This window comes from Corynebacterium sp. LaCa_282, assembly GCF_057198125.1.
The window spans coordinates 1,013,495-1,033,138 of the sequence record NZ_CP191095.1; the positions used below are offsets into that span (position 1 = coordinate 1,013,495).

At 58.5% G+C, this 19,644-nt stretch carries 19 protein-coding genes; 9 read left to right on the forward strand and 10 right to left on the reverse strand.

Annotated features, from left to right (window positions below; all coding sequences use genetic code 11):
* Positions 1-30: 30 nt before the first annotated feature.
* The 5 genes from ACP8KU_RS04710 to ACP8KU_RS04730 all read right to left on the reverse strand — a co-directional run bounded on the left by ACP8KU_RS04710 (position 31) and on the right by ACP8KU_RS04730 (position 5,680).
* Positions 31-1,404: an L-serine ammonia-lyase gene (locus ACP8KU_RS04710; protein ID WP_484484070.1), complete on the reverse strand. Its 1,374-nt coding sequence runs from the start codon at positions 1,402-1,404 to the stop codon at positions 31-33.
* A 37-nt stretch (positions 1,405-1,441) separates the two neighbouring features.
* Positions 1,442-2,836 (reverse strand): SLC5/6 family protein, encoded by a 1,395-nt coding sequence (locus ACP8KU_RS04715; protein WP_005278931.1) that lies wholly within the window; start codon positions 2,834-2,836, stop codon positions 1,442-1,444.
* Positions 2,837-3,196: 360 nt separating this feature from the next.
* Positions 3,197-3,640 (reverse strand): D-aminoacyl-tRNA deacylase, encoded by a 444-nt coding sequence (gene dtd, locus ACP8KU_RS04720; protein ID WP_023028870.1) that lies wholly within the window; start codon positions 3,638-3,640, stop codon positions 3,197-3,199.
* A gap of 30 nt (positions 3,641-3,670) precedes the next feature.
* Positions 3,671-5,248, reverse strand: coding sequence for a DUF7782 domain-containing protein (locus tag ACP8KU_RS04725; RefSeq protein ID WP_484484071.1), 1,578 nt, complete (start codon positions 5,246-5,248; stop codon positions 3,671-3,673).
* Positions 5,249-5,296: 48 nt separating this feature from the next.
* Positions 5,297-5,680, reverse strand: a complete 384-nt coding sequence (locus ACP8KU_RS04730) for a DUF3099 domain-containing protein (RefSeq protein ID WP_023028868.1) — start codon at positions 5,678-5,680, stop codon at positions 5,297-5,299.
* 138 nt (positions 5,681-5,818) lie between these two features.
* Between ACP8KU_RS04730 and ACP8KU_RS04735 the strand changes: the two genes are divergently transcribed.
* Entirely contained in the window at positions 5,819-6,070 is a 252-nt protein-coding gene (locus ACP8KU_RS04735; protein ID WP_484484072.1) for a DUF3039 domain-containing protein, read from the forward strand.
* Entirely contained in the window at positions 6,067-7,830 is a 1,764-nt protein-coding gene (locus ACP8KU_RS04740; protein WP_005278941.1) for a DEAD/DEAH box helicase, read from the forward strand. Before ACP8KU_RS04735 ends, ACP8KU_RS04740 begins: the two co-directional genes overlap by 4 nt.
* 145 nt (positions 7,831-7,975) lie before the next feature.
* Here ACP8KU_RS04740 and ACP8KU_RS04745 read toward each other — a convergent pair whose 3' ends face one another.
* Positions 7,976-9,457, reverse strand: a complete 1,482-nt coding sequence (locus ACP8KU_RS04745; protein ID WP_023030627.1) for an RNA polymerase sigma factor — start codon at positions 9,455-9,457, stop codon at positions 7,976-7,978.
* A gap of 197 nt (positions 9,458-9,654) precedes the next feature.
* The gene (ppgK, locus tag ACP8KU_RS04750; protein WP_484484073.1) at positions 9,655-10,413 is read right to left on the reverse strand and encodes a polyphosphate--glucose phosphotransferase; all 759 of its coding nucleotides are present in this window, start codon (positions 10,411-10,413) and stop codon (positions 9,655-9,657) included.
* On the opposite strand from ppgK, the gene ACP8KU_RS04755 reads away from it, so the two are divergent.
* Both ACP8KU_RS04755 and ACP8KU_RS04760 read left to right on the forward strand, forming a co-directional pair.
* Complete coding sequence (locus tag ACP8KU_RS04755) at positions 10,412-11,299, forward strand: inositol monophosphatase family protein (RefSeq protein ID WP_484484074.1); 888 nt, start codon at positions 10,412-10,414, stop codon at positions 11,297-11,299. The genes ppgK and ACP8KU_RS04755 overlap by 2 nt on opposite strands.
* A 111-nt stretch (positions 11,300-11,410) precedes the next feature.
* Positions 11,411-11,701 (forward strand): DUF4193 domain-containing protein, encoded by a 291-nt coding sequence (locus ACP8KU_RS04760; RefSeq protein WP_005278945.1) that lies wholly within the window; start codon positions 11,411-11,413, stop codon positions 11,699-11,701.
* A gap of 193 nt (positions 11,702-11,894) precedes the next feature.
* Here the strand turns inward: ACP8KU_RS04760 and ACP8KU_RS04765 are convergent, their stop codons facing one another.
* Together ACP8KU_RS04765 and ACP8KU_RS04770 are read right to left on the reverse strand one after the other, a co-directional pair.
* Positions 11,895-12,137, reverse strand: a complete 243-nt coding sequence (locus ACP8KU_RS04765) for a cell division protein FtsW (RefSeq protein ID WP_126319186.1) — start codon at positions 12,135-12,137, stop codon at positions 11,895-11,897.
* A gap of 273 nt (positions 12,138-12,410) precedes the next feature.
* Positions 12,411-12,872, reverse strand: coding sequence for a DUF3093 domain-containing protein (locus tag ACP8KU_RS04770; protein ID WP_005278947.1), 462 nt, complete (start codon positions 12,870-12,872; stop codon positions 12,411-12,413).
* Positions 12,873-12,975: 103 nt separating this feature from the next.
* On the opposite strand from ACP8KU_RS04770, the gene dut reads away from it, so the two are divergent.
* The 5 genes from dut (at position 12,976) to dxs (ending at position 18,426) form a co-directional block, all read left to right on the forward strand.
* Positions 12,976-13,449, forward strand: coding sequence for a dUTP diphosphatase (gene dut / locus ACP8KU_RS04775; protein WP_484484075.1), 474 nt, complete (start codon positions 12,976-12,978; stop codon positions 13,447-13,449).
* 14 nt (positions 13,450-13,463) lie between these two features.
* Positions 13,464-14,435, forward strand: coding sequence for a DUF3710 domain-containing protein (locus ACP8KU_RS04780; protein ID WP_484484076.1), 972 nt, complete (start codon positions 13,464-13,466; stop codon positions 14,433-14,435).
* A gap of 29 nt (positions 14,436-14,464) precedes the next feature.
* Positions 14,465-15,172 (forward strand): DUF3159 domain-containing protein, encoded by a 708-nt coding sequence (locus tag ACP8KU_RS04785; RefSeq protein ID WP_484484153.1) that lies wholly within the window; start codon positions 14,465-14,467, stop codon positions 15,170-15,172.
* Positions 15,165-16,421, forward strand: coding sequence for a class I SAM-dependent RNA methyltransferase (locus tag ACP8KU_RS04790; protein ID WP_484484077.1), 1,257 nt, complete (start codon positions 15,165-15,167; stop codon positions 16,419-16,421). The genes ACP8KU_RS04785 and ACP8KU_RS04790 overlap by 8 nt, the downstream gene beginning before the upstream one ends.
* Positions 16,422-16,527: 106 nt before the next feature.
* Positions 16,528-18,426 carry a 1-deoxy-D-xylulose-5-phosphate synthase gene (dxs, locus tag ACP8KU_RS04795; protein ID WP_484484078.1) on the forward strand — a complete coding sequence of 633 codons (1,899 nt, stop codon included), beginning with the start codon at positions 16,528-16,530 and terminating at the stop codon, positions 18,424-18,426.
* On the opposite strand, the gene ACP8KU_RS04800 is transcribed toward dxs, so the two are convergent.
* Complete coding sequence (locus ACP8KU_RS04800; protein ID WP_484484079.1) at positions 18,423-19,643, reverse strand: HRDC domain-containing protein; 1,221 nt, start codon at positions 19,641-19,643, stop codon at positions 18,423-18,425. The two genes, dxs and ACP8KU_RS04800, sit on opposite strands and share 4 nt — an antisense overlap.
* Position 19,644: the final 1 nt, after the last annotated feature.

Consider the following 19,644-nt stretch of genomic DNA (forward strand, 5'->3'; position numbering starts at 1 on the left):
GCGCTCTTTCCGGAGCCTAGGTTGCCGGCATTAACCACATACCGGAATGGGCGGGTGCACCGCTAGGGCTAGGCCGCCCTGTGAGGTCTCCCGGTATTTGGCGTTGATGTCCTTACCGGTGTTGTACATGGTCCAGATGACCTCATCGAGGCTGACACACGGCTTGCTTTCGCGGTCCAGGGCCATGCGTGCGCTGGTAATGGCGTCTACCGCAGCTACGGCGTTGCGCTCGATGCAGGGGACTTGCACCTGGCCTAGGACTGGGTCACACGTCAGGCCCAATTTGTGTTCCATACCGATTTCGGCAGCCACGCACACCTGTTCCGGTGTCGCCCCCATCAGTTGGGCCAGCCCGGCTGCTGCCATGGAGCAGGCGACGCCAATTTCTCCTTGGCAGCCAACTTCCGCACCGGAAATGGAGGCGTTCATCTTGTACAGCGCGGCAATGTGGTTGCAGGCGAAGATATAGTCCGCGAACATGCTCGGGGTGACTGGCTCGACGAATTCATCGAAATAGGCCAGGACCGCAGGCACGACGCCGCATGCGCCATTAGTCGGCGCGGTGACGACGCGGCCACAGGCGGCATTTTCCTCCGAAATGGCCAGGGCAAACATGTTTACCCAGCTCAAGATGTTGAGGCCATCGTGTGGGTCGGATTGTTCCAGCCTGCGCTTCAGGGCGGCGGCGCGGCGCGGTACGAGCAGGGCACCGGGGAGCGGGCCATCGGTGGTGGAGCCGCGCTTGATGCCGGTGTACATGACATCGCGGACCTTGCGCAGGTGCTCGTCGATGTCCTCATCGCTGTGCAGCGCCCTTTCATTGGCCCGACCGAGCTCAGGCAGCGTCATATTATTGGTTTCGCACAGCGCCAGTAGTTCTTCCGCGCTGGAATAAGCGAATGGGACCTCGACGGAATCCTGGGTGCGCATGGCGAAGTCTTCTTGCTTGACGATGAACCCGCCGCCCACCGAGTAGTAGGTCTTGTGCAGGATGTCTTCCTCGCCGGCAAAGGCGATAAGGCACATGCCGTTTTCGTGCATGGGCAGGTATTCATCGTGGAAGTAGAATCCGCCGTCTTTGGGGAAGCCCACCTTGTGCGTGCCACCGAGAAGCAGCGTCTCGGTCTGGTTGACCTCTTTCATGAAGGCGGAGATGCCGTCGATATCGACGGTTTCTGGTTCTTCGCCGGCCAGGCCCAACAGGATGGCCTTATCGGTGGAGTGGCCCACACCGGTCAAGGATAGGGAGCCGTAGACGTTGGCCTGGACGCGGGTGACCTTATCCATGAGGCCTTTTTCTTTGAGTTCGTCGACGAAGGCCTTGCCGGCTTTCATTGGCCCAAGCGTGTGTGAGCTTGAGGGGCCGATACCGATCTTGAACATATCGAAGATGCTGATGAACATGGTTTTCTCCTGGAAAATCCTGAGAGGCAAGTGCTGCTTAGAAAGCCTGCACGATGGAGTAGATGATGGTGGCCAGGGCAACAAGGCCCATGATGAAGACGAAGTAGTTGGAGGCTTTGCCCTTGAAGCGGGCGAGTGCTGGGACCTTGTGGATGGCAATCATCGGGATAAGGAACAGCATGATGGCGATGGTCGGGCCGCAGAGGGTCTCGATCATGCCGAGGATGGAAGGATCCGCCCAGGCGACGAGCCATGCGGTTACCAGCATGAAGACGAGCGTGATGGTGTCGAGCTTGTGGCTGGATTCTGCATCATCTTTATTGGCATTTTTGCTGCCTTTGACTAGGAGGCCTTCGAAGCCTTCTGCAGCGCCGAGGTAGTGGCCCAAGAAAGACTTGGCTACGGCAATCATGGCGATGATGGGGGCAATCCACTGGATGAGGGGGTTGTCAAAGTGGTTGGCCAGGTAAGACAAGATGGTGATGTTTTGTTCCTTAGCCTCGGCCATATCTGCAGGAGAAAGGCTGAGCGCGCAGGAGAAGACGAAGAACATCACGACGACGACCATGAGGATTTCCGCGCGGAGCAAGATCTTGCGGGACTTGTATTCCGCGTACTTGCCGTAGGTTTGGCGGCGGTCGACGGCGAAGGAAGAAATCATGGGCGAATGGTTAAAGGAGAAGACCATGACCGGGACCAAGAGCATCAAGGTAATGCCCATGCTGTGGCCGGAGGCTTCGCGCGCGACGCTGAGGTCGAAGCTGTCAAAGAGTGCGGTATTCCACTTGGGGATGAGGTATAGCGAGAGTAGTACCAGGATGCCGATGAATGGGTAGACCAAGTAGGACATGACGTGGACGACCACGTTTTTACCCATGCGCACGACGAGGATGAGGCCGCCGACGAGAACCAGCGAGGTAAGCCAGCGATCTGGAGGGGTGATACCTAGCTGGTGATCCAGGAAGGAGTTCACCGTGTTGGTGATGGTTACCGAGTACACCAAGAGGATGGGGTAGACGGAGAGGAAGTAGAGGATATTCATCAACACGCCGGCTTTAACGCCGAAGTGTTCTTCCACGACGTCGGTGAGATCGCCGTCTGGCTTTGAGCTGGAGAGGACCAAGCGGGTCATGCCGCGGTGGGCCCAGTAGGTCATCGGCAAGGCGACGACGGTCATGATAAGAAGCGGGATGATGCCGCCGATGCCCGCGTTGATGGGAAGGAAGAGCACGCCGGCACCAATGGCGGTGCCGAACAGGGAGAGCATCCATACGGTGTCTTCCTTATTCCACGCTGGAGCACCTTCTTGGCCCGCAAATGGGGTCTCTATGCCGTCAGCGGGTGGCTTTTCTTCTGCGGGTAGTTGTTCCGGAATCTGCGCGTCGTGTTCCGGGTGTTCGACTTGTCCGTGGCGCAAGAGCTTGTGGGACATTTTCTTTCCTCCTCTGCATGGGGTTGACCGAAGCTTGAGGGCTCCTGTCACCCTGGAGTGAGAAAAGATTTTCTCTCACCAGCGTGCGCGGGAAAGGGACTGAAATTATTTTTTCAGCTTGTATCCAGCCCATTCGCTTCGTTACACGTTAAGTATAAGCCCGCGATGATGCCACGTGATAATAATTTATTGTATTCCGGGTAGGTTAATTATCACTCTGAAAAAGCTTGCGCGGCACCCAGAGATATGCATTGTTGAACAAAGTTGCCCATTGTGCGATCTAGCTCATAGATAATTCTGGGTGTGAGTGGGCGCTCGCGCAGGTAGACGCCGGATGAAGAGAAAATGCAGGAGAGGAAATTAGGTCTCGACCAAAACCGTAAATGGGCCTTCGTTGACGGAAGACACGCGCATCATAGCCCCGAATTGGCCTGATTCGACCGCGATAGCGCGCTCGCGGAGGCGCTCGATGATGTACTCGATGACCGGCTCGGCCTCTTCTCCCGGGGCAGCATCGGCCCACGATGGGCGCCGCCCCTTGGCGGTGCGGCCATACAGCGTGAACTGGCTGACCACCAAGACTGGGGCTCCGGCATCTGCAACCGATACTTCACCGTCTAGGATGCGCAGCTCCGCTATCTTGCGGGCCATCTTTTCTGCACGCGGTTTCCAATCGGCTAAATCCTCCCGGGAGACACCGACGAGGGCTAAAAGCCCGCCCGTCTCCGGGCAGTCGATGGCGCCGACGGTCTCGCCCGCAACGGTGACAGCTGCTTCGGATACGCGGGTTAGTACTGCGCGCATACCTGTATCTTCCTTCCTGGGTGTTCGGTGCTATTCGGTGTGGGCAGTCGGGGAAGCGTCATCCTCGAGCAGCAGATCGGCGGGGATGAGCAGGCCGTGGCGAACCATATCGATGATGGCGGGAAGCGCGGCCGCGGTCAGTTCTGCCTCATCGAAGCCGTGCGCCACCGCATACAGGCCAACGGTCTCTCCAAGGTTGAGCCCATGGGGAGATAAGCCAGCTACGATTGCTGCCAAGTGTTCATCAACTTCGTGGCTCCACCGGGGCCCATCGGTACGCGTCAAGCGGATAACCGCCCGGCTAAATCCTTGTTTATTATCGGTATCGGCCACGCTGACTTCTTCCTTCGCCACCTGTGGGCGCACCTGGAAGTGCTTTCCCTCCAGCTCGCCAGGAACCAAGTCGCGCAGCCATGCCACGCGGGCGAAGTATTCCTCCACCTCGGGTCCCAATGGGTCACTAAAGTGCTGTGGCATTTCTTCGGCCAAGATATCGGAGGGCGCGTCTTCGGCGATCTTTTGGATGGCGACGAATCCAAACCCGATTCCCGTGACATCGTGGTGGTGGAAATGATCCAGCCAGGCCTTTGAGCGCGCCTTGCCCTCATCGCTGCGCACATCAAGCGATTCGTCCTTGAGCCAGGTGGATACGTAGAGGGAAGGATCGGCGACATCCCGCTGAATGATCCAGGCAGCCACGCCCTTATCCGGCAGCCACGAGGCCACGCGCTGCTGCCAAGTCTGCCCACCGGTATGCACCCAGGCGGCGAGCAAATGCGCGGTTCCGCCCGGGGTGAGGTGATCCACTGCCTGGGATACCACCAATTCGCTAGCCCCATCCAAGTTCAGGCCAGAATCGCGGTAGACATGGCCCACCTCAGGAAGGCCAACGACGAATGGGGGATTGGCAACGATGCGGTCAAAGGTGCGCCCCGCAACGGGCTCGAACCACGAGCCCTCAACTAGCTCTACCTCTGTACTAGTCCCTGAGGCAGCGACGGTGGCACCGGCCAAATCAAGCGCGCGCCGGTGGACATCCGTCGCCGTAATGCTGCGCGCGCACTCGAGCTGACCCAACAATTGCACTCCCGAACCGGTGCCCAGATCGAGCACCGTTGATACCGGGCTTACCGGCGTCGATTGCAAGAGTGAGAGGCTTGCCGCCCCGACGCCCAAGACGTGATCCGCGCCGGGGACGTGGTCCACCAGCGAGGCATCGACATCGGAAAAGACGAGGCGGTTGGAGCCGACGATGATATGGGGCCGGATATCGAGGGCCATGTAGATGCTGCCGCGATCATCGGAAAGCGCCACGCCGGCATCCAGGAGCTTGGCGGCAAGGCGGGCCCCGAGGGCATCGGCAAGCAGCGTGGCCGGCTGATGCTCATGCAGCAGGAAGAAGCGGATGAGCGTATCCAGCTGGGAATTACCGGCGGTGCCGCGCGCCACCGCGGCAGGCTCACCGCGGTAGAGGGCCTCCGTAAGCTCCGGACCCAAATGCCCAGCTAAACCATCGGTAGTAAAACTGGCCTGCGAAAAAGCCTCCGCTAGCTCCGGGGCAAGATCGCGCAGCGCGGCGGCATCGAAATGAGGGCCAAAGGACGTCATGCTGGGAGAAGATCCTTTCCAGTCGTGCTATTCATGCGGGTTATGCGCCTAATCGGAGGCAGTATCGTCATGGTCAATAACGGAATGCTGAGATTCGATTGCTTTGGAGCCACCGCGGGAAATCTGTTGGTTCTGATACTGCGAATATAGCTGACGATTCATCGCGGGTTTATAGACATTTTTATCCCGCTTGTCCTTCTTCTCACCGCGGCTATTGCCAATGACCACGGCAATCCACGGCAAAGGAAAAGTCACGCCCACGATGATCGCCGCGAGCAACCACCAATGCAGGTACAAAAAGACCCCGGCAATGAGCAGCGATGGCACGCGCAGGAATTGGAAAAATCCGTACCACAATTCCCGGCGCCTGCGATCTTGTGCGGGCGAGAGCTTGGCATCCGTGATGAGAAAACGTTCCTTTTTGCCAAACACTTAAATTACGCACCTCCCTGGAGCGCGGCGCGTAACCCTACAACAGGGGACGGGAAAGCCGGCGTTGGAGTGCGTAGAGTGTGCATGTTCTCCAAGGGTAGACGCATGACTCGCAAAGTTCGATGCTGATGCGGCAAAATGGGGTGCGTGACTACGACTACGAAGACAATTGAACGGCCAGATATTCGTGAAGACACTTCGACGACGGATAATGACACGCCGAAGTTCTTCCACTACGTCAAAAAGGATCAGATTCTCGATTCCGCGGTCAACGGCAAGTACGTCGTTGCCCTGTGCGGTGAGTCCTTCCCGGTAACCAAACAGGCAAAGCCGGGCTCGCCGGTCTGCCCCGATTGCGAACGCGTTTTTAAGGGTCTTCGCCGCAAGTGAGGACGTTTAAGAAGACGAACCTCCGCGCGTGGCAGCAATCAGCCCTCGATAAATTCCTCGCCACCAAGCCACAAGATTTTATGGCCGTGGCGACCCCAGGTGCGGGTAAAACCACCTTTGCTCTGCGCATCGCGACGGAGCTTATGGAAGACCGCACGGTAGAACGCGTCATCGTCGTGGTGCCTACCGAGCACCTGAAGACGCAGTGGTCTGCCGCCGCCGCGCGGGTGGGCTTGGCCTTGGATCCTGCCTTCACGAACTCCTCTGCGGTCAACCCCAGCATGGACGGCATCGTGGTGACCTATGCCCAAGTGGGCATGCACCCCTTCAAGCACCGCGCCGTTGCCTCCGCGCGGCGCACCTTGGTGATCTTGGACGAGATCCACCACGCCGGCGATGCCAAAAGCTGGGGCGATGGCGTCAAGGAAGCCTACGACGACGTCAACCACCGCCTCGCGCTGACCGGTACTCCGTTTCGCTCCGATGAATCGCCTATCCCCTTTGTGCGCTATGAGGACGACGGCGAAGGCCATAAGGTCTCGCGCGCCGACCACACTTACGATTACGGCGATGCGCTTGCCGATGGCGTCGTGCGCCCCGTCGTCTTCCTGTCCTACTCCGGCGAGGCGCGCTGGCGGGACTCCGCCGGGGAAGAGCACTCCGCGCGACTGGGTGACATCATGAACGTGGAACAAACCGCGCGCGCCTGGCGCACCGCGCTCGACCCCAAGGGCGAATGGATCCCCGCCGTGCTGCAGGCGGCGCATACCCGCTTGATGCAGATGCGGCGCAATATGCCGGATGCCGGCGGGCTCGTGCTCGCTTCCGATACGACCACCGCCCGCGCCTACGCGAAAATCCTCAAGCAACTCTCCAATACCCCAGTCTCGGTTATTTTGTCCGATGACCCAGGTTCCTCGGACCGCATTCAAGAATTTGCGGACTCCACCGATGAATGGATGGTTGCCGTACGCATGGTGTCTGAGGGCGTCGACGTGCCCCGCCTCGCGGTCGGAGTCTACGCCACGTCCGCGTCGACCCCCTTGTTCTTCGCCCAGGCAATCGGCCGCTTTGTGCGCTCCCGCATGCCTGGCGAAACCGCCTCGGTCTTCCTTCCCTCTGTCCCCGTGCTACTCGGCCTTGCCGAGCACATGGAAAAATCCCGCGACCACGTCTTAGGCAAAGAGAAGACGGAGAAAGAAGGCTGGGACGACGAGCTACTCGAGCAAGCAAACCAGAAAAAGACTGAACCGGACATGCTGGAAAAGTCCTACGAGTCTTTAGGCGCCGAAGCCGAATTTTCTGGCCTGCTCTATAACGGCTCGCAGTTTAATACCGGCGATATGACCTCTGATGAGGAAGCCGATTTCCTCGGCATCCCCGGGCTCCTCGATGCCGACCAGGTCAAAGACCTACTGCGCAAGAAGCAATCCGAGGAAATGGACCGCCGTGAGGCCGAGGAAAAGGCGCGCCGGGCCGCTGAGGCAGAAGAGGCCCACCGCCGCAAGATCTACGGCATGGGTCATGCGCCTGCCGCGAAGCAGCAAGAGTCCGATGCCGCAGCGGATACCGGCGTGGTGGATGAGCTCGGCGCGCTGCGCAAGGAGCTCAACACGGTGGTCTCCATTGCCGCGCAGAGCTCCGGCCGGCCGCACGGTGCCATCCACACCGAGGTCCGCAAGGCCTGCGGCGGACCGCCCACCGCGTTGTGTAGCGCGGACCAATTGCGCGAGCGCATCAACTACTTGCGCAAGTGGTAGCAAGCCTCCTTATCGCCGGTTGGCTGTCGGCCGGCTTGCTGGCGCTGCGCTTCTTTCGCGACGCCAGCCCCGCAGGAGGGAAAGGCACATAAAAGGCCGCACCACCGTGGTGCGGCCTTAATGCTGTGCGAGGCGGGCGAGTTATCTAGTCGAGGTAATCGCGCAATACCTGCGAACGAGAGGGGTGGCGCAGCTTCGACATCGTCTTGGACTCGATCTGACGGATGCGCTCGCGGGTAACGCCGTAGACCTGGCCGATCTCGTCTAAAGTGCGCGGCATGCCATCGGTAAGCCCGAAGCGCAGGCGCACGACGCCAGCTTCGCGCTCGGACAACGTGGTCAGCACGTCCTGGAGCTGGTCCTGCAGCAAGGTGAAGGACACGGCATCGACGGCGATGACGGCCTCAGAGTCCTCGATGAAGTCACCCAACTGAGAATCGCCCTCATCACCGATGGTCTGGTCCAGCGAGATGGGCTCACGCGCATACTGCTGAATCTCCATCACCTTTTCTTCGGTGATGTCCATTTCCTTCGCGAGCTCCTGTGGGGTGGGCTCGCGGCCCAAGTCCTGGAGCAGCTCGCGCTGGATGCGGCCCAGCTTGTTGATGACCTCCACCATGTGTACCGGGATGCGGATGGTGCGGGCCTGGTCTGCCATGGCGCGGGTAATGGCCTGGCGGATCCACCACGTGGCATAGGTAGAGAACTTGTAGCCCTTGGTGTAGTCGAACTTTTCTACCGCACGGATAAGGCCCAAGTTGCCTTCCTGGATAAGGTCCAAGAACGCCATGCCGCGGCCGGTGTAGCGCTTGGCCAAGGAGACCACAAGGCGAAGGTTGGCCTCCAACAGGTGGTTCTTAGCCTTTCGTCCGTCCCTAGCGATGCTGCGCAGATCGCGCTTTTCCATGGGGGAGAGCTTGGCAGCCTTATCGCCCTCCGCGCGAGCCTTTTCCATCTCGTCCATGCGGTGCTGTGCGTATAGGCCGGCCTCAATGCGCTTTGCCAAAGAGACCTCCTGCTCAGCATTCAGCAAGGCAACCTTACCGATCTGCTTGAGGTACGCGCGCACGGAGTCGGCGGAGGCGGTCAGCTGTGCATCCTTGCGCGCCTGGCGCAGGGCGACGGATTCTTCCTCATCCCAGACAGAGGACGTATCTTCTACTTCGTCCTCGTCTTCTTCTTCGCCCAACTCTTCCTGAATATCGTCTTCATCGAGGTCAGTGGGGGCATCGAATTCGTCCTCTTCGATGTCCTCATGAGTTGGGTCGAAGTCGACGTCATCCGCAGGGGCATCTTGCTCAACGGAATCGAGCTGATCCTCTGCGTCCTCTGCCTCCTCCGACGGCGCTTTCTCCGCGGAGTTTGCAGGGGAGTCTTGCGGTTCCGTCGCAGAGGCTCGCACGGTCTTCTTGACAGCTTTCTTGGCTGATTTCTTCGCCGACTTCTTGGCGGTTTTCTTCGCCGTTTTCTTGGCAGTCTTTTTCGCCGTCTTTTTAGCTGTCTTCTTGGCGGTTTTCTTCGCCGTTTTCTTTGCCGTCTTTTTGGCGGTCTTCTTTGCAGGAGTAGATGCCTCGACAGACTTATCGTCCTCGCCGAGTGCCTGGTCTGAAGAATCAGTGGCTGCCACGTACGCCCTTTCGACTTACTACTTGATGGGAATAGCTCACCGCACCCGCACAGGGTGGCTATAGCATTAAGAAATGCTAGCGGGTGTAGGCCTTATGCAGGTCAGACACGCCCGAGAGCCATGCAATTTTGGATCGACCGCCCAGTATAGGCGATTTTTGCACAATGCCGGTAGATAGGGTTAATGCAACGGCGATTTTATGGCTCTAGGCCTTCTAATACCGCCATCGCTGCACCTACAATACCCGCACGATTTTGCAACTGTGCAGGCATAACGGGGGTATCAATGGTTAAGTGGGGTCCCCATTTGTGGAATTTGCGAGATATGCCACCCCCGATCAGGAATGCTTGCGGGTTAAATAATTTCTCGTATTCTTGCAGCACTCGATTGAGCCGAGGCGCCCACTCCTTGTATTTCAGTCCTTCGCGTTCTTTGGCGGCGGAGGACGCGATCGCCTCGGCTTCGTTAGTTTCCACCGTGAGGTGGCCAAGCTCGGTATTGGGGAAGAGCTGCCCGTTGAGGAAGAAAGCCGATCCGATGCCGGTTCCCAGCGTCAAAAAGATGACTGGCCCGGTTTTGGCCAACTCGTTTCCATACGCGACTTCCGCAAGTCCTGCGGCATCGGCATCATTTAAGACCACAAAATCAACGTCTAAATAACGCGAAAACAACTCGGTGGTATCCACGCCTATCCACTCAGGTGAGATATTGGCAGCGGAGTGCACCGTGTGGTTCGACACTACCGAGGGCAAGGTGATGCCGACGGGCTTGTCCCACTCTTTTTCGCGCACAATTTGGGCCACTACCGTGGCTACCTCATGTGGCGTAGCCGGCTGTGGGGTAGGGATCTTTAGCCGCGGACCCACGAATTCACCGTTTTTGAGGTCGACTTCTGCGCCCTTAATGCCGGAGCCGCCGATATCGATGCCAAATGAGTGGCCAGTATGAGTAGTCATGCTCGCAAGTGTAGAAGAAGGCACAATGGTTGGCATGGATCATGACATAGATTTTCTGCAGTTGCGAGATTTTGCGAAATCTACCGCACTGCGTGTGGCTGAACTTATTCGCGCGCGCCGTGCGGACTTGGTTGCTGGCGACGGTATTGCGGCACATACTCAGACGAAATCGAGCGCCGTCGACCCGGTGACGGAGGTCGACACCGCCACTGAGGAATTCATTACGCGCACGATTAAGGAAAGCCGCCCTGGCGATGGCTTATTAGGTGAGGAAGGTGCGAGCTTCGACGGGACGACCGGGGTCAGGTGGATCGTGGACCCCATCGACGGCACGGTCAATTTCCTTTACGGCATTCCGGACTACGCGGTCTCCATCGGTGCGGAATACGATGGCCGCCTGGTAGCGGGTGCAGTGGTCAATGTGGCGCGGAGGCAGGTGTATTCCGCAGCGGCAGGCGAGGGTGCCACGGTTACCACTGCGGATGGCACGCGGTCCTCGCTACGGTGCGGTGAACAAGATGACCCCGCCCTTTCCTTGGTTGCGACGGGATTTGGCTATGGCGCACAGCGGCGCAAGCAACAGGCGGAACTGCTGACCAAGTTGCTGCCGCAGGTCCGCGATATCCGCCGCATCGGCGCAGCCGCCCTTGATTTGTGCCGCGTGGCCGAGGGGAGCGTAGATGCCTATTTCGAGCACGGCATTAACGCTTGGGATTTTGCCGCCGGTGCTCTCATCGCCCGCGAGGCAGGAGCTAAAGTCCACCATCCAGGGCTGGACAAGGGGTCCGCCGATGGTGAATTAACCTGGGCTGCGGGGGTGAATTTGGCACCCGCATTTGAGGAACTTTTGGCAGCACATGGCGCTAAGGAAGCGATGTGGGGGTGAAGGATCTAAGAATTTCTTAGCAGCGGGATGACATATCGGTGTTTGTCCTTTACTATGCGCGATCGATAAACAACTATTCCTAAAGCAACTCGACTTATAGGGGCGTGCAGTATGGCCACCGATTATGACGCACCGCGCCGCGGTGCAGAAGACGAACTTGAAACTGACTCTTTAGAGGGACTGAAAGCAGCTGAACCCGAAAGCAACGGCATGGATGACGATGGCGAAATCGTCGAAGCATTCCAACCGCCATCAGTTGACCTCACTGGCGAGGAGCTCAACGTACAGGTTGTTCCCCGTCAAGAAGACGAATTTACCTGCGGATCCTGCTTTTTGGTCCAGTCTAATAAGCGTTATTCGCACGAAGAAGATGGCATGCCCATCTGTAAGGATTGTGCCTAAACAGCCAGTATTGGCCTAGCTAGCCGTTACTGCGCACAACCCAAATAAAGATTCACCCCGCCGCAGTTTGCACAGGCAAACGTGGCGGGGTGTGAAGTTTTCCTTGTTTAGCAGACACCTAATGTGCGCGGGAGCTAACTCCCCGGGGCCTCTACTTTCGGGGGGGCAGGCCCCCTCAGTTATCCAGCTATATCTAAGGCTGTTCGTCTTTGCCCTTTTCATCCGGTTCGCTTCCTTGCTTTTGCCGTTTCTCCCATAGGTATCGACGAACCAAGAAGATGGGCAGTACTAGAACGAGGTAAAAAGCCATGTACCCCACTACGTGAAGGACGATGCCGTCAGAGCTCACTGCGCTCCAAGAGACTCCTTCCACGTTGGATGAGGACACTCCCCGCCAACCGGTTACTTGGCTGACATAAAATTCAGCGATGACCATTAGCGGCAGTAGCACAAAGGAAAACCACCAAGGAGGTATCCAGGGTTTCCCATCTTTTTGAGTTCTGCCTAAAGCTCCTCCGAAACCCATTGTGATCTCTTCCTAGTCCAACTTTTCACTGACGGTACAAGAACCCGCGTAAGGTGCGACCGAAAGTCTGCTTTAATGCTGTCATGCGGGCTTGCTCGGGGGATGCAGTAGCACGGAAAACACCAACGGCACTCTCACAGGTGATGCCTTCTAAAAAGCAGCGACCCCTAGAATCTACGAATTTTACGCGTGCTGCTCTGGCAGGAAGGCGCGGAGCAGTTGGTCTGGATCTTTCGAGGCAATGAGCCAATATGGGGTGTCATCTTCCGGATCATTGAGGACCATCATGGCGTGCTCGTCAATCCAGGCATGAGAGACCAAGAATGCGGCCGGATCGAATTGCGGGCCCAGTGCGTTATGGCGCGCAGACTTTGGAACGGTAATCGAACGAGAGACAACCTCATTGGGTAGCTGTGCGTCTTTGACGAGCAGCCACCGCGTGCCATCTTCATCTTGCTCTACTTGAACAACGGTCCCAGACCACGTGATGAGCACCCAGATAGCGATGGCTCCGAGCAGGACCGCGGGAATGATGGTCCACCACACAGAGCGGTTGAGTCCGGCCGTAGCTGAGGTTAAAGCCACAACGATTGCTGCAAAAATCCAGAAGTACCACGGCACCCATTGGCGTTCGCGATACAACACTTTCGGGTCAGCGGGTTGAGGAGCAGAAATATCAGACACGTCTAGGCAGTCTAGTCCACTCCAGTCGCAGAATGAACCGGCTGAGGCAGGTAGGATTGGCTAAGTGACTGATTCGAATTCGCTACCGCAGGAACTAACGCCAGTAGGACACGTCAAAATTAAGCGCCTCGATAAAGGGCTGCCGATGCCATTTCGGGCCCATCGGGGTGACGCCGGCGCCGATCTTTATGCTGCCGAGGCGCTTACCCTCCAACCTGGCGAACGCGCCCTCGTTGGCACCGGTATAGCCATGGCCTTGCCGCTGGGCACCGTGGGCTTAATCCATCCGAGGTCTGGCCTAGCAGCTAAACACGGGCTGTCTATTGTCAATACGCCGGGTACCGTGGATGCTGACTACCGCGGGGAGATCAAGGTGTGCCTGATCAACCACGATTCCCACACCCCGATCGAGATCGAGCGCGGCATGCGCATCGCTCAACTCGTGGTACAGCGTGTAGAACTAATGGATTTTAGCGAAGTAGAAGACTTGGATGAGACCGACCGCGGTACCGACGGCTACGGATCAACCGGGGTATAGAAAGGTTTAAACACATGGGTATTTGGCCATTTGGCAAAAAGAAAAACGATGACAACCGGAAGGAAGAGCCGGAGGCCTCACGGCAGTCGCAGCCGCAAGAGCCTGCCGCAGATTCCGCAGGATCGGCTTCGGCTGACTCGAATTCTTTTGCATCCGTAAAAGATACAGCTGCCGATGCCGCCGCAGCCTCGGGACAGGTGCCAAGGGAGTTTGCCCACGATGCCGTAAATGGCGAAACCGGCCCCTTCGATGGCGATTCCGTCAATATCGAAGACTTTGACTTTTCTGATTCTTCCATCGGCATCCTTGACCTTGGCTCGATGCGCATTCCGCTGCCCAAGGATTCCCAGGTCCAGGTAGAAATGGGCGAACAAGGCCCGAAGATGCTGCACATTGTCACCAAGGCGGGCCGTATTACTCCCGTTGCCTTCGCAGCTCCACGCAAGCCTGGCCAGTGGGCTGAATCCGTGGACGAAATCAAGGAAGGCATGAGCCGCGATGGGCTATCCGTCACCACGGAGCAAGGCCCTTGGGGGCTGGAAATCGTTGGCAAAAATGACAACGGCCAACTGCGCGTCATTGGCGCCGAGGGCCCGCGGTGGATGCTGCGCTTAACTCTTGCAGCACCTACCGGCCTTGAAGAAGATTTAGCGCAGATCGCGCGCGACGTAGCATCGCGAACCTTTGTCTACCGCGGTGAAGATCCCATTTTGGCGGGCAATGCACTGCCGGTCATCATGCCCAAGCAGCTGGTGGAGCAGGTTAAACAAGCCATGGAAAAGCGTCAGCAGGACCAATCAGGCGCAAATTCCCAGGGACAGGCGGCCCAAGATCACCCAGAAAACGGGGTAGGCGGCCCCGATCCCGCAGCTGAGGCGGAAGCCGAACAGCAACTGCGCGATTTGGGCGCGCAGCCACCCAAGGGGGACAATGAATCTCCCGCACATGACAAAGACAAGGGGTCTAACCCCGATACCGATAAGTAAGTAAAGCAGAACGCTACGTGAGTAACTCTTTGCCGGAGCCGCAGGCTCCTCAGCTAAGCGACGACCAGGACCGCGATACTGAGCCAACTTTGTTGGAACAAATGGGAGGCCTTCCCGGCCTCGTCGCGGCCACGTTGCCCATTGTCGTCCTTATTCCAGTTAATAGCCTTTATGGCCTCACCCCAGCGCTGATCTCCGCGCTGGGTGTGGCGGTAGTGATCGCCATATGGCGCATCGTTCGCAAACAGACCATTCAGCCGGCCATCTCTGGCCTTATCGGGGTGGCCATTTGCGCCGCCATCGCCTGGTTTACCGGCGATGCCAAAGGCTACTTCCTATACGGCATTTGGATGTCACTGGCCCTGTTTATCGCCGCGTCGCTATCAATTCTCTTCCGGTGGCCGGCCGTTGGCGTTATCTGGAAGGGCTTGAACGGCGATGATATGGCCTGGCAGAAGGTAAAGCTTGCGCGCAGGGCCTATTCCATTGCCACCGCCGGGTGGGCCGTTATCTTCTTAGCGCGGTTTATCATCCAGCGGGCGATTTATGATGCCGGGGAGACGACCGCCTTGGGCATTACCAGGATCGTCATGGGCTGGCCCTTGACGCTATTGGTGACCGCATTGACCGTGTGGATGGTGCGCCGCGCAGATGCCGCGGTAGAAGCGGCAGAAAATGCCGGGCTTGTCACAAGTTCAGATCGCAGTACACAAGAGTTTGAGGCAGAAAATGAATGAGTCCGCTCTATCTCGCGGAGACACCCTGGAGGTCACCATTGACCGCATGGCCCATGGTGGACTTGGCATCGGCCACGCCTCAGACGGGCGCGTCGTCTTCGTTCCCCGGGCTTTTCCGGGGGACACGGTTCGCGCAACCGCCGGTAAGGTGAAAAAGTCCTTTATCAAGGGCGAACTCGATAGCATCGTGACTGCGGGTGAGCTGCGCGTACCCAGTAGTTGCCCCGCCGCGGAGCTTGGTGCTGGGTGCTGCGATTTTGCAGAGTTGGATCCCGCAGCGGAACTAGACATCAAGATGGACGTTCTCCGCGAACAGCTGCGCCGTAGCGGCATAGAAGGGCTCGAGTCCCTCACTATTGAACAACACGACCTGCCGCCGGTACGGGGCTGGCGGACGAGGGTCAGGTTGGGCATCGACAAGCAAGGCCGCGCCGGATTGCGGAAGTACCGCTCGAATGAGCTGGTGACTTCTGTCGGTTGTACCCAACTAGCAGATGGCCTTATTGATGGTTTGGTAGGCGACGGCGCGCAGCGTTTTACCCCGGGGGCCGAAATCGTCGCGGTTCTCGATGGCGCGGGTAACCGGCATGTGGTGGAAACGCGCAAGGCACCGCGGGGCAGGCGCGTGGAGACCATTCGCGAGGTCATCGAGGGCTCTGGCACCGTGGTCGAATACGTCAATGGCCGCGAGTTTTCCTTCCCTGCCACGGCCTTTTGGCAAGCGCATGTGGCGGCGCCGGAACTTTATAGCGCTGTGGCGGGGCAGTGGCTGGCCGGCCGGAATTACCAGCAGAAGATTGCCTGGGATTTGTACGGCGGCGTCGGACTATTCGCGCCCGCGCTATCAGAAGCCACCGGTGGAAAAGTCATTTCCGTGGACTATTCGCCCGCGGCAACGGCGTCTACGCAGCCGGGGCTGCGCGATATCGATATTGCAGTCAAATCCGCGAAGGTAGAACAGGTTGCTGCGCAATTGCCCCAACCTGGTGCCGTGGTGCTCGATCCGCCGCGAACCGGGGCGGGCGAGCAGGTTATCCGCGCCGTGGCGGAGGCAAAGCCGCAGGCCGTGGTTCATGTGGGCTGCGATCCCGCAACCTTTGCCCGCGATCTATCCCTGTGGCACAGCGCTGGGTACAAGCCTGAGAAAATGGCGCTAATCAATGCCTTTCCTGGCACCCATCACTTTGAGATTATCGCTCTTATTACCCCAGATAAGGAAGCAGATAAGCCGGCGCAGAGTTCCGTTTAACGCGAAAATACCTCGCCTGAAGTAATGAGCCGATATAAAAGAAAATACGGACCACGGGTACGGTGGATAGGAAGAACTAAGCACAGAAGGAGTTGAAGGCCGCTCCATGACTATCTTGGATACCATAAACTCGCCGCAAGACCTGAAGGCACTGCCTGCAGATAAGTTGGAGGAACTTGCGGCGGATATTCGCCAGCGCCTCATCGATAAGGTATCGGTGACTGGTGGGCACTTGGGGCCCAATTTGGGCGTGGTGGAATTGACCATTGCGCTGCACCGGGTCTTTGATTCCCCGCGCGAGCCCATCATCTTCGATACCTCCCACCAGTCTTATGTGCACAAAATGTTGACTGGCCGCACGGCCCAATTCGATACCCTGCGCCAAAAGGGTGGCCTGTCCGGTTATACGGACCGCGGTGAGTCCGAGCATGACTGGACGGAATCCTCGCATGCTTCCGCCTCGCTATCGACTGTGGATGGACTCTCTAAGGCCTTCAAGATTCGCGGGGAAGGCCACCGCAATGTCATCGGCATCGTCGGCGATGGCGCCTTGACCGGCGGCATGTGCTGGGAAGCGCTCAATAATATCTCTGAAGATAAAAAGCGCAATGCGGTCATCGTGGTCAATGACAACGGCCGCAGCTATTCGCCCACGATCGGCGGCATTTCTGAAAACCTGGGGCGCATTCGTTCCCAGCATGGCTACGACGAGCTCATGGAGCAGGGCAAGCGCCGCTTAAAATCCATGGGGTGGGTAGGCGAGCGCGCCTTTGATGCGCTCCATGCCATGAAAGAAGGCGTCAAGTCCACGGTCTTGCCCACGGAGATTTTCCCGGAGCTGGGCATTAAATATATTGGCCCCATCTACGGCCATGACATCGATGGTTTGGTGCATGCGCTTTCCTATGCCCGCGATTATGAGGGCCCCATTATCGTGCATGTGGTCACGGAAAAGGGCCACGGGTTTGCGCCTGCGGTCAATGAGCCGAAGGACCAGATGCACTCGACCGGTGCCATCGACCCAGTAACCGGCGTTGCCAAGGGCACCAAGCAGCCGGGGTGGACGGCCGCATTTTCTGAAGAATTGATCGCGGCGGCGGAAAAGCGCGATGACATCGTTGCAATCACCGCAGCCATGGCGGGTCCTACGGGGCTGGCTCCCTTCCAGGAGCGTTTCCCAGAGCGGTTCTTTGATGTGGGCATCGCCGAGCAGCACGCGATGGCCTCTGCCTCTGGTTTGGCTTTGGGCGGCATGCACCCCGTGGTGGCTGTGTATTCCACGTTCCTGAATAGGGCTGTGGATCAGGTGATCATGGATATTGCCTTGCTCAAGCTGCCGGTGACCATCGTGCTGGACCGCGCGGGCGTGACGGGATCTGATGGCGCCTCCCACAACGGAATTTGGGATATGTCCTTAATGAGCATTGTCCCTGGCATGCACATCGCTGCCCCGCGCGATGGTGCGCGCCTGCGCGAGCTCTTCCACGAATCTCTGGACATTGATTCTGGGCCTTCAGTCGTCCGGTTCCCCAAGGGAAACTTGCTGCCCGATATGGAAGCCGTGGATACGCTTGCCGATGGCGTCGATATCCTCTACTACGGCGAGGCCGACGCCGGTGAGGATACCCCCGAGGTCCTCATCGTTTCTATCGGTGCGATGTCCGCACGGAGCATTAAGGCCGCGCAAGAGCTGGAGAAGCAGGGGCTCAACGTCACGGTCATTGACCCGCGATGGGTCGCGCCAGTGGCAAGCTCCGTCATCGCTATGGCGGCAGATCACGATCTGGTGGTGACGGCAGAAGACGGCCTCATTCGCGGCGGCATCGGGTCCATGATTGCTGAGGCTCTCGGAGCCGCAGAGGTGGATACCCCGGTGCGGCGCCTTGGCGTTCCTGGTTACTTCCCCAAGCACGGTTCCCGCGGCGAGGTTTTGGAAGAATTTGGCCTAAGCCCAGAGCTCATTGCCGCATCGATTACCGAGTGGGTAGAAAACCTCACCGCTTAATCTGGTTGGGAAAATAGGCTCGCGATCAATGCTGGGGCAACGAGGTTGACCTGCCATGGCCGCGCGCCCTCGCGCTCTAGGAAAGCTGGTACGTCGTCCGGTTGGCTGATGGTTCCGCTCCCACCAATGGCTGCCCACACGGCAGCGCGGAGGGTAGCGGGTCGCAGTAGTAGCTCCGATGGTAGCCCGAGCTCTTCGGCGATGTCCCCAACGGCGGCGCGGATTTGCTGATACTCCTCCCACAGTTCTGGATACTCCCTGGACCACACCGATTTGGAGGGAACGGTTCTTTCCTCACGGAGCGCACCCGGGCGCCCCCGCGGTGGAATTTTCTGGGACTGCTGCACCGCCCGCAACCAGCGCTGCGCGGCGCCTTTGCGCCGGCGCGGAAACCCCTTGATGCGGGTGAGCTGCGGCTGCGTGCTGGGCAATACCCGGGCAATCTCTACCAGGACCTTATTGGGCAGTACCCGCCCAGGCGCGGTATCGGTTCGCCGGCTAATATCATCGCGCAGGTTCCACAGTGATTGCGCCGCGGCGCGCTGCTTCCCATTCTTTAAGCTCGATACTCCCTTGATATCGCGCCAGGAGCCCGGCTGTGGGGAGGCGTCATGTGCATGCTTGGCGACGATTGCCGCGCACTCCTCCAGCATCCACTCCAGCTTTTCTTGTTCGGCCAAGATATCGCGCAGCGTCGTAGCTAGTTCCAGCAGGAGCTCGACATCGAGCGCGGCATAAGCGCGCATTTCTTCACTCAACTGCGGGATGGACCAGTCATCGTCGCCGTGGCCCTTTTCTAACTGGACATCGAAAAGCTCCGCGATAATGGCGCCCAAATTGGTGCGGTGAAAGCCAGCAAACCGGGCGGCTAATTCCGTATCGAAAAGGGTGCCGGGGAAAAGCCCGAGCCACCCAAGAGAGGGGAGATCCGAGGGGGCGGCGTGAATGATCCAGTGCTGACCATTGAGCACCGGGGCCAGCACCTGGGTTAACTCCGCGCGGTGGCCTTCTGGAGCAAAAAGCATCGTCCCGGCGCCGTTACGGCGAATCTGGATGAGAAAGGCGCGGTCATCGTACCGGTAACCTGAGGCGCGTTCGGTATCGATGGCAAAGGGCCCAGTACCCGCTTGCAACCGCGCGGCCGCCTCGGCAAATTCCGCCGGGGTGGATAAGACCTTCGGAATACCCTCTTTCGGACGCTTCCGAAATTCCACCATC

What these genes read in the sequence shown, in the direction of transcription:
- ACP8KU_RS04735 (WP_484484072.1), top strand. Translation starts at nt 5,819, where the DNA reads ATGGGGTGCGTGACTACGACTACGAAGACAATTGAACGGCCAGATATT.
- ACP8KU_RS04725 (WP_484484071.1), bottom strand. Translation starts at nt 5,248, where the DNA reads ATGACGTCCTTTGGCCCTCATTTCGATGCCGCCGCGCTGCGCGATCTT.
- ACP8KU_RS04780 (WP_484484076.1), top strand. Translation starts at nt 13,464, where the DNA reads ATGGGTATTTGGCCATTTGGCAAAAAGAAAAACGATGACAACCGGAAG.
- ACP8KU_RS04790 (WP_484484077.1), top strand. Translation starts at nt 15,165, where the DNA reads ATGAATGAGTCCGCTCTATCTCGCGGAGACACCCTGGAGGTCACCATT.
- ACP8KU_RS04755 (WP_484484074.1), top strand. Translation starts at nt 10,412, where the DNA reads ATGCTCGCAAGTGTAGAAGAAGGCACAATGGTTGGCATGGATCATGAC.
- dtd (WP_023028870.1), bottom strand. Translation starts at nt 3,640, where the DNA reads ATGCGCGCAGTACTAACCCGCGTATCCGAAGCAGCTGTCACCGTTGCG.
- ppgK (WP_484484073.1), bottom strand. Translation starts at nt 10,413, where the DNA reads ATGACTACTCATACTGGCCACTCATTTGGCATCGATATCGGCGGCTCC.
- ACP8KU_RS04765 (WP_126319186.1), bottom strand. Translation starts at nt 12,137, where the DNA reads ATGGTCATCGCTGAATTTTATGTCAGCCAAGTAACCGGTTGGCGGGGA.
- ACP8KU_RS04715 (WP_005278931.1), bottom strand. Translation starts at nt 2,836, where the DNA reads ATGTCCCACAAGCTCTTGCGCCACGGACAAGTCGAACACCCGGAACAC.
- ACP8KU_RS04760 (WP_005278945.1), top strand. Translation starts at nt 11,411, where the DNA reads ATGGCCACCGATTATGACGCACCGCGCCGCGGTGCAGAAGACGAACTT.
- ACP8KU_RS04710 (WP_484484070.1), bottom strand. Translation starts at nt 1,404, where the DNA reads ATGTTCATCAGCATCTTCGATATGTTCAAGATCGGTATCGGCCCCTCA.
- dxs (WP_484484078.1), top strand. Translation starts at nt 16,528, where the DNA reads ATGACTATCTTGGATACCATAAACTCGCCGCAAGACCTGAAGGCACTG.
- ACP8KU_RS04800 (WP_484484079.1), bottom strand. Translation starts at nt 19,643, where the DNA reads ATGGTGGAATTTCGGAAGCGTCCGAAAGAGGGTATTCCGAAGGTCTTA.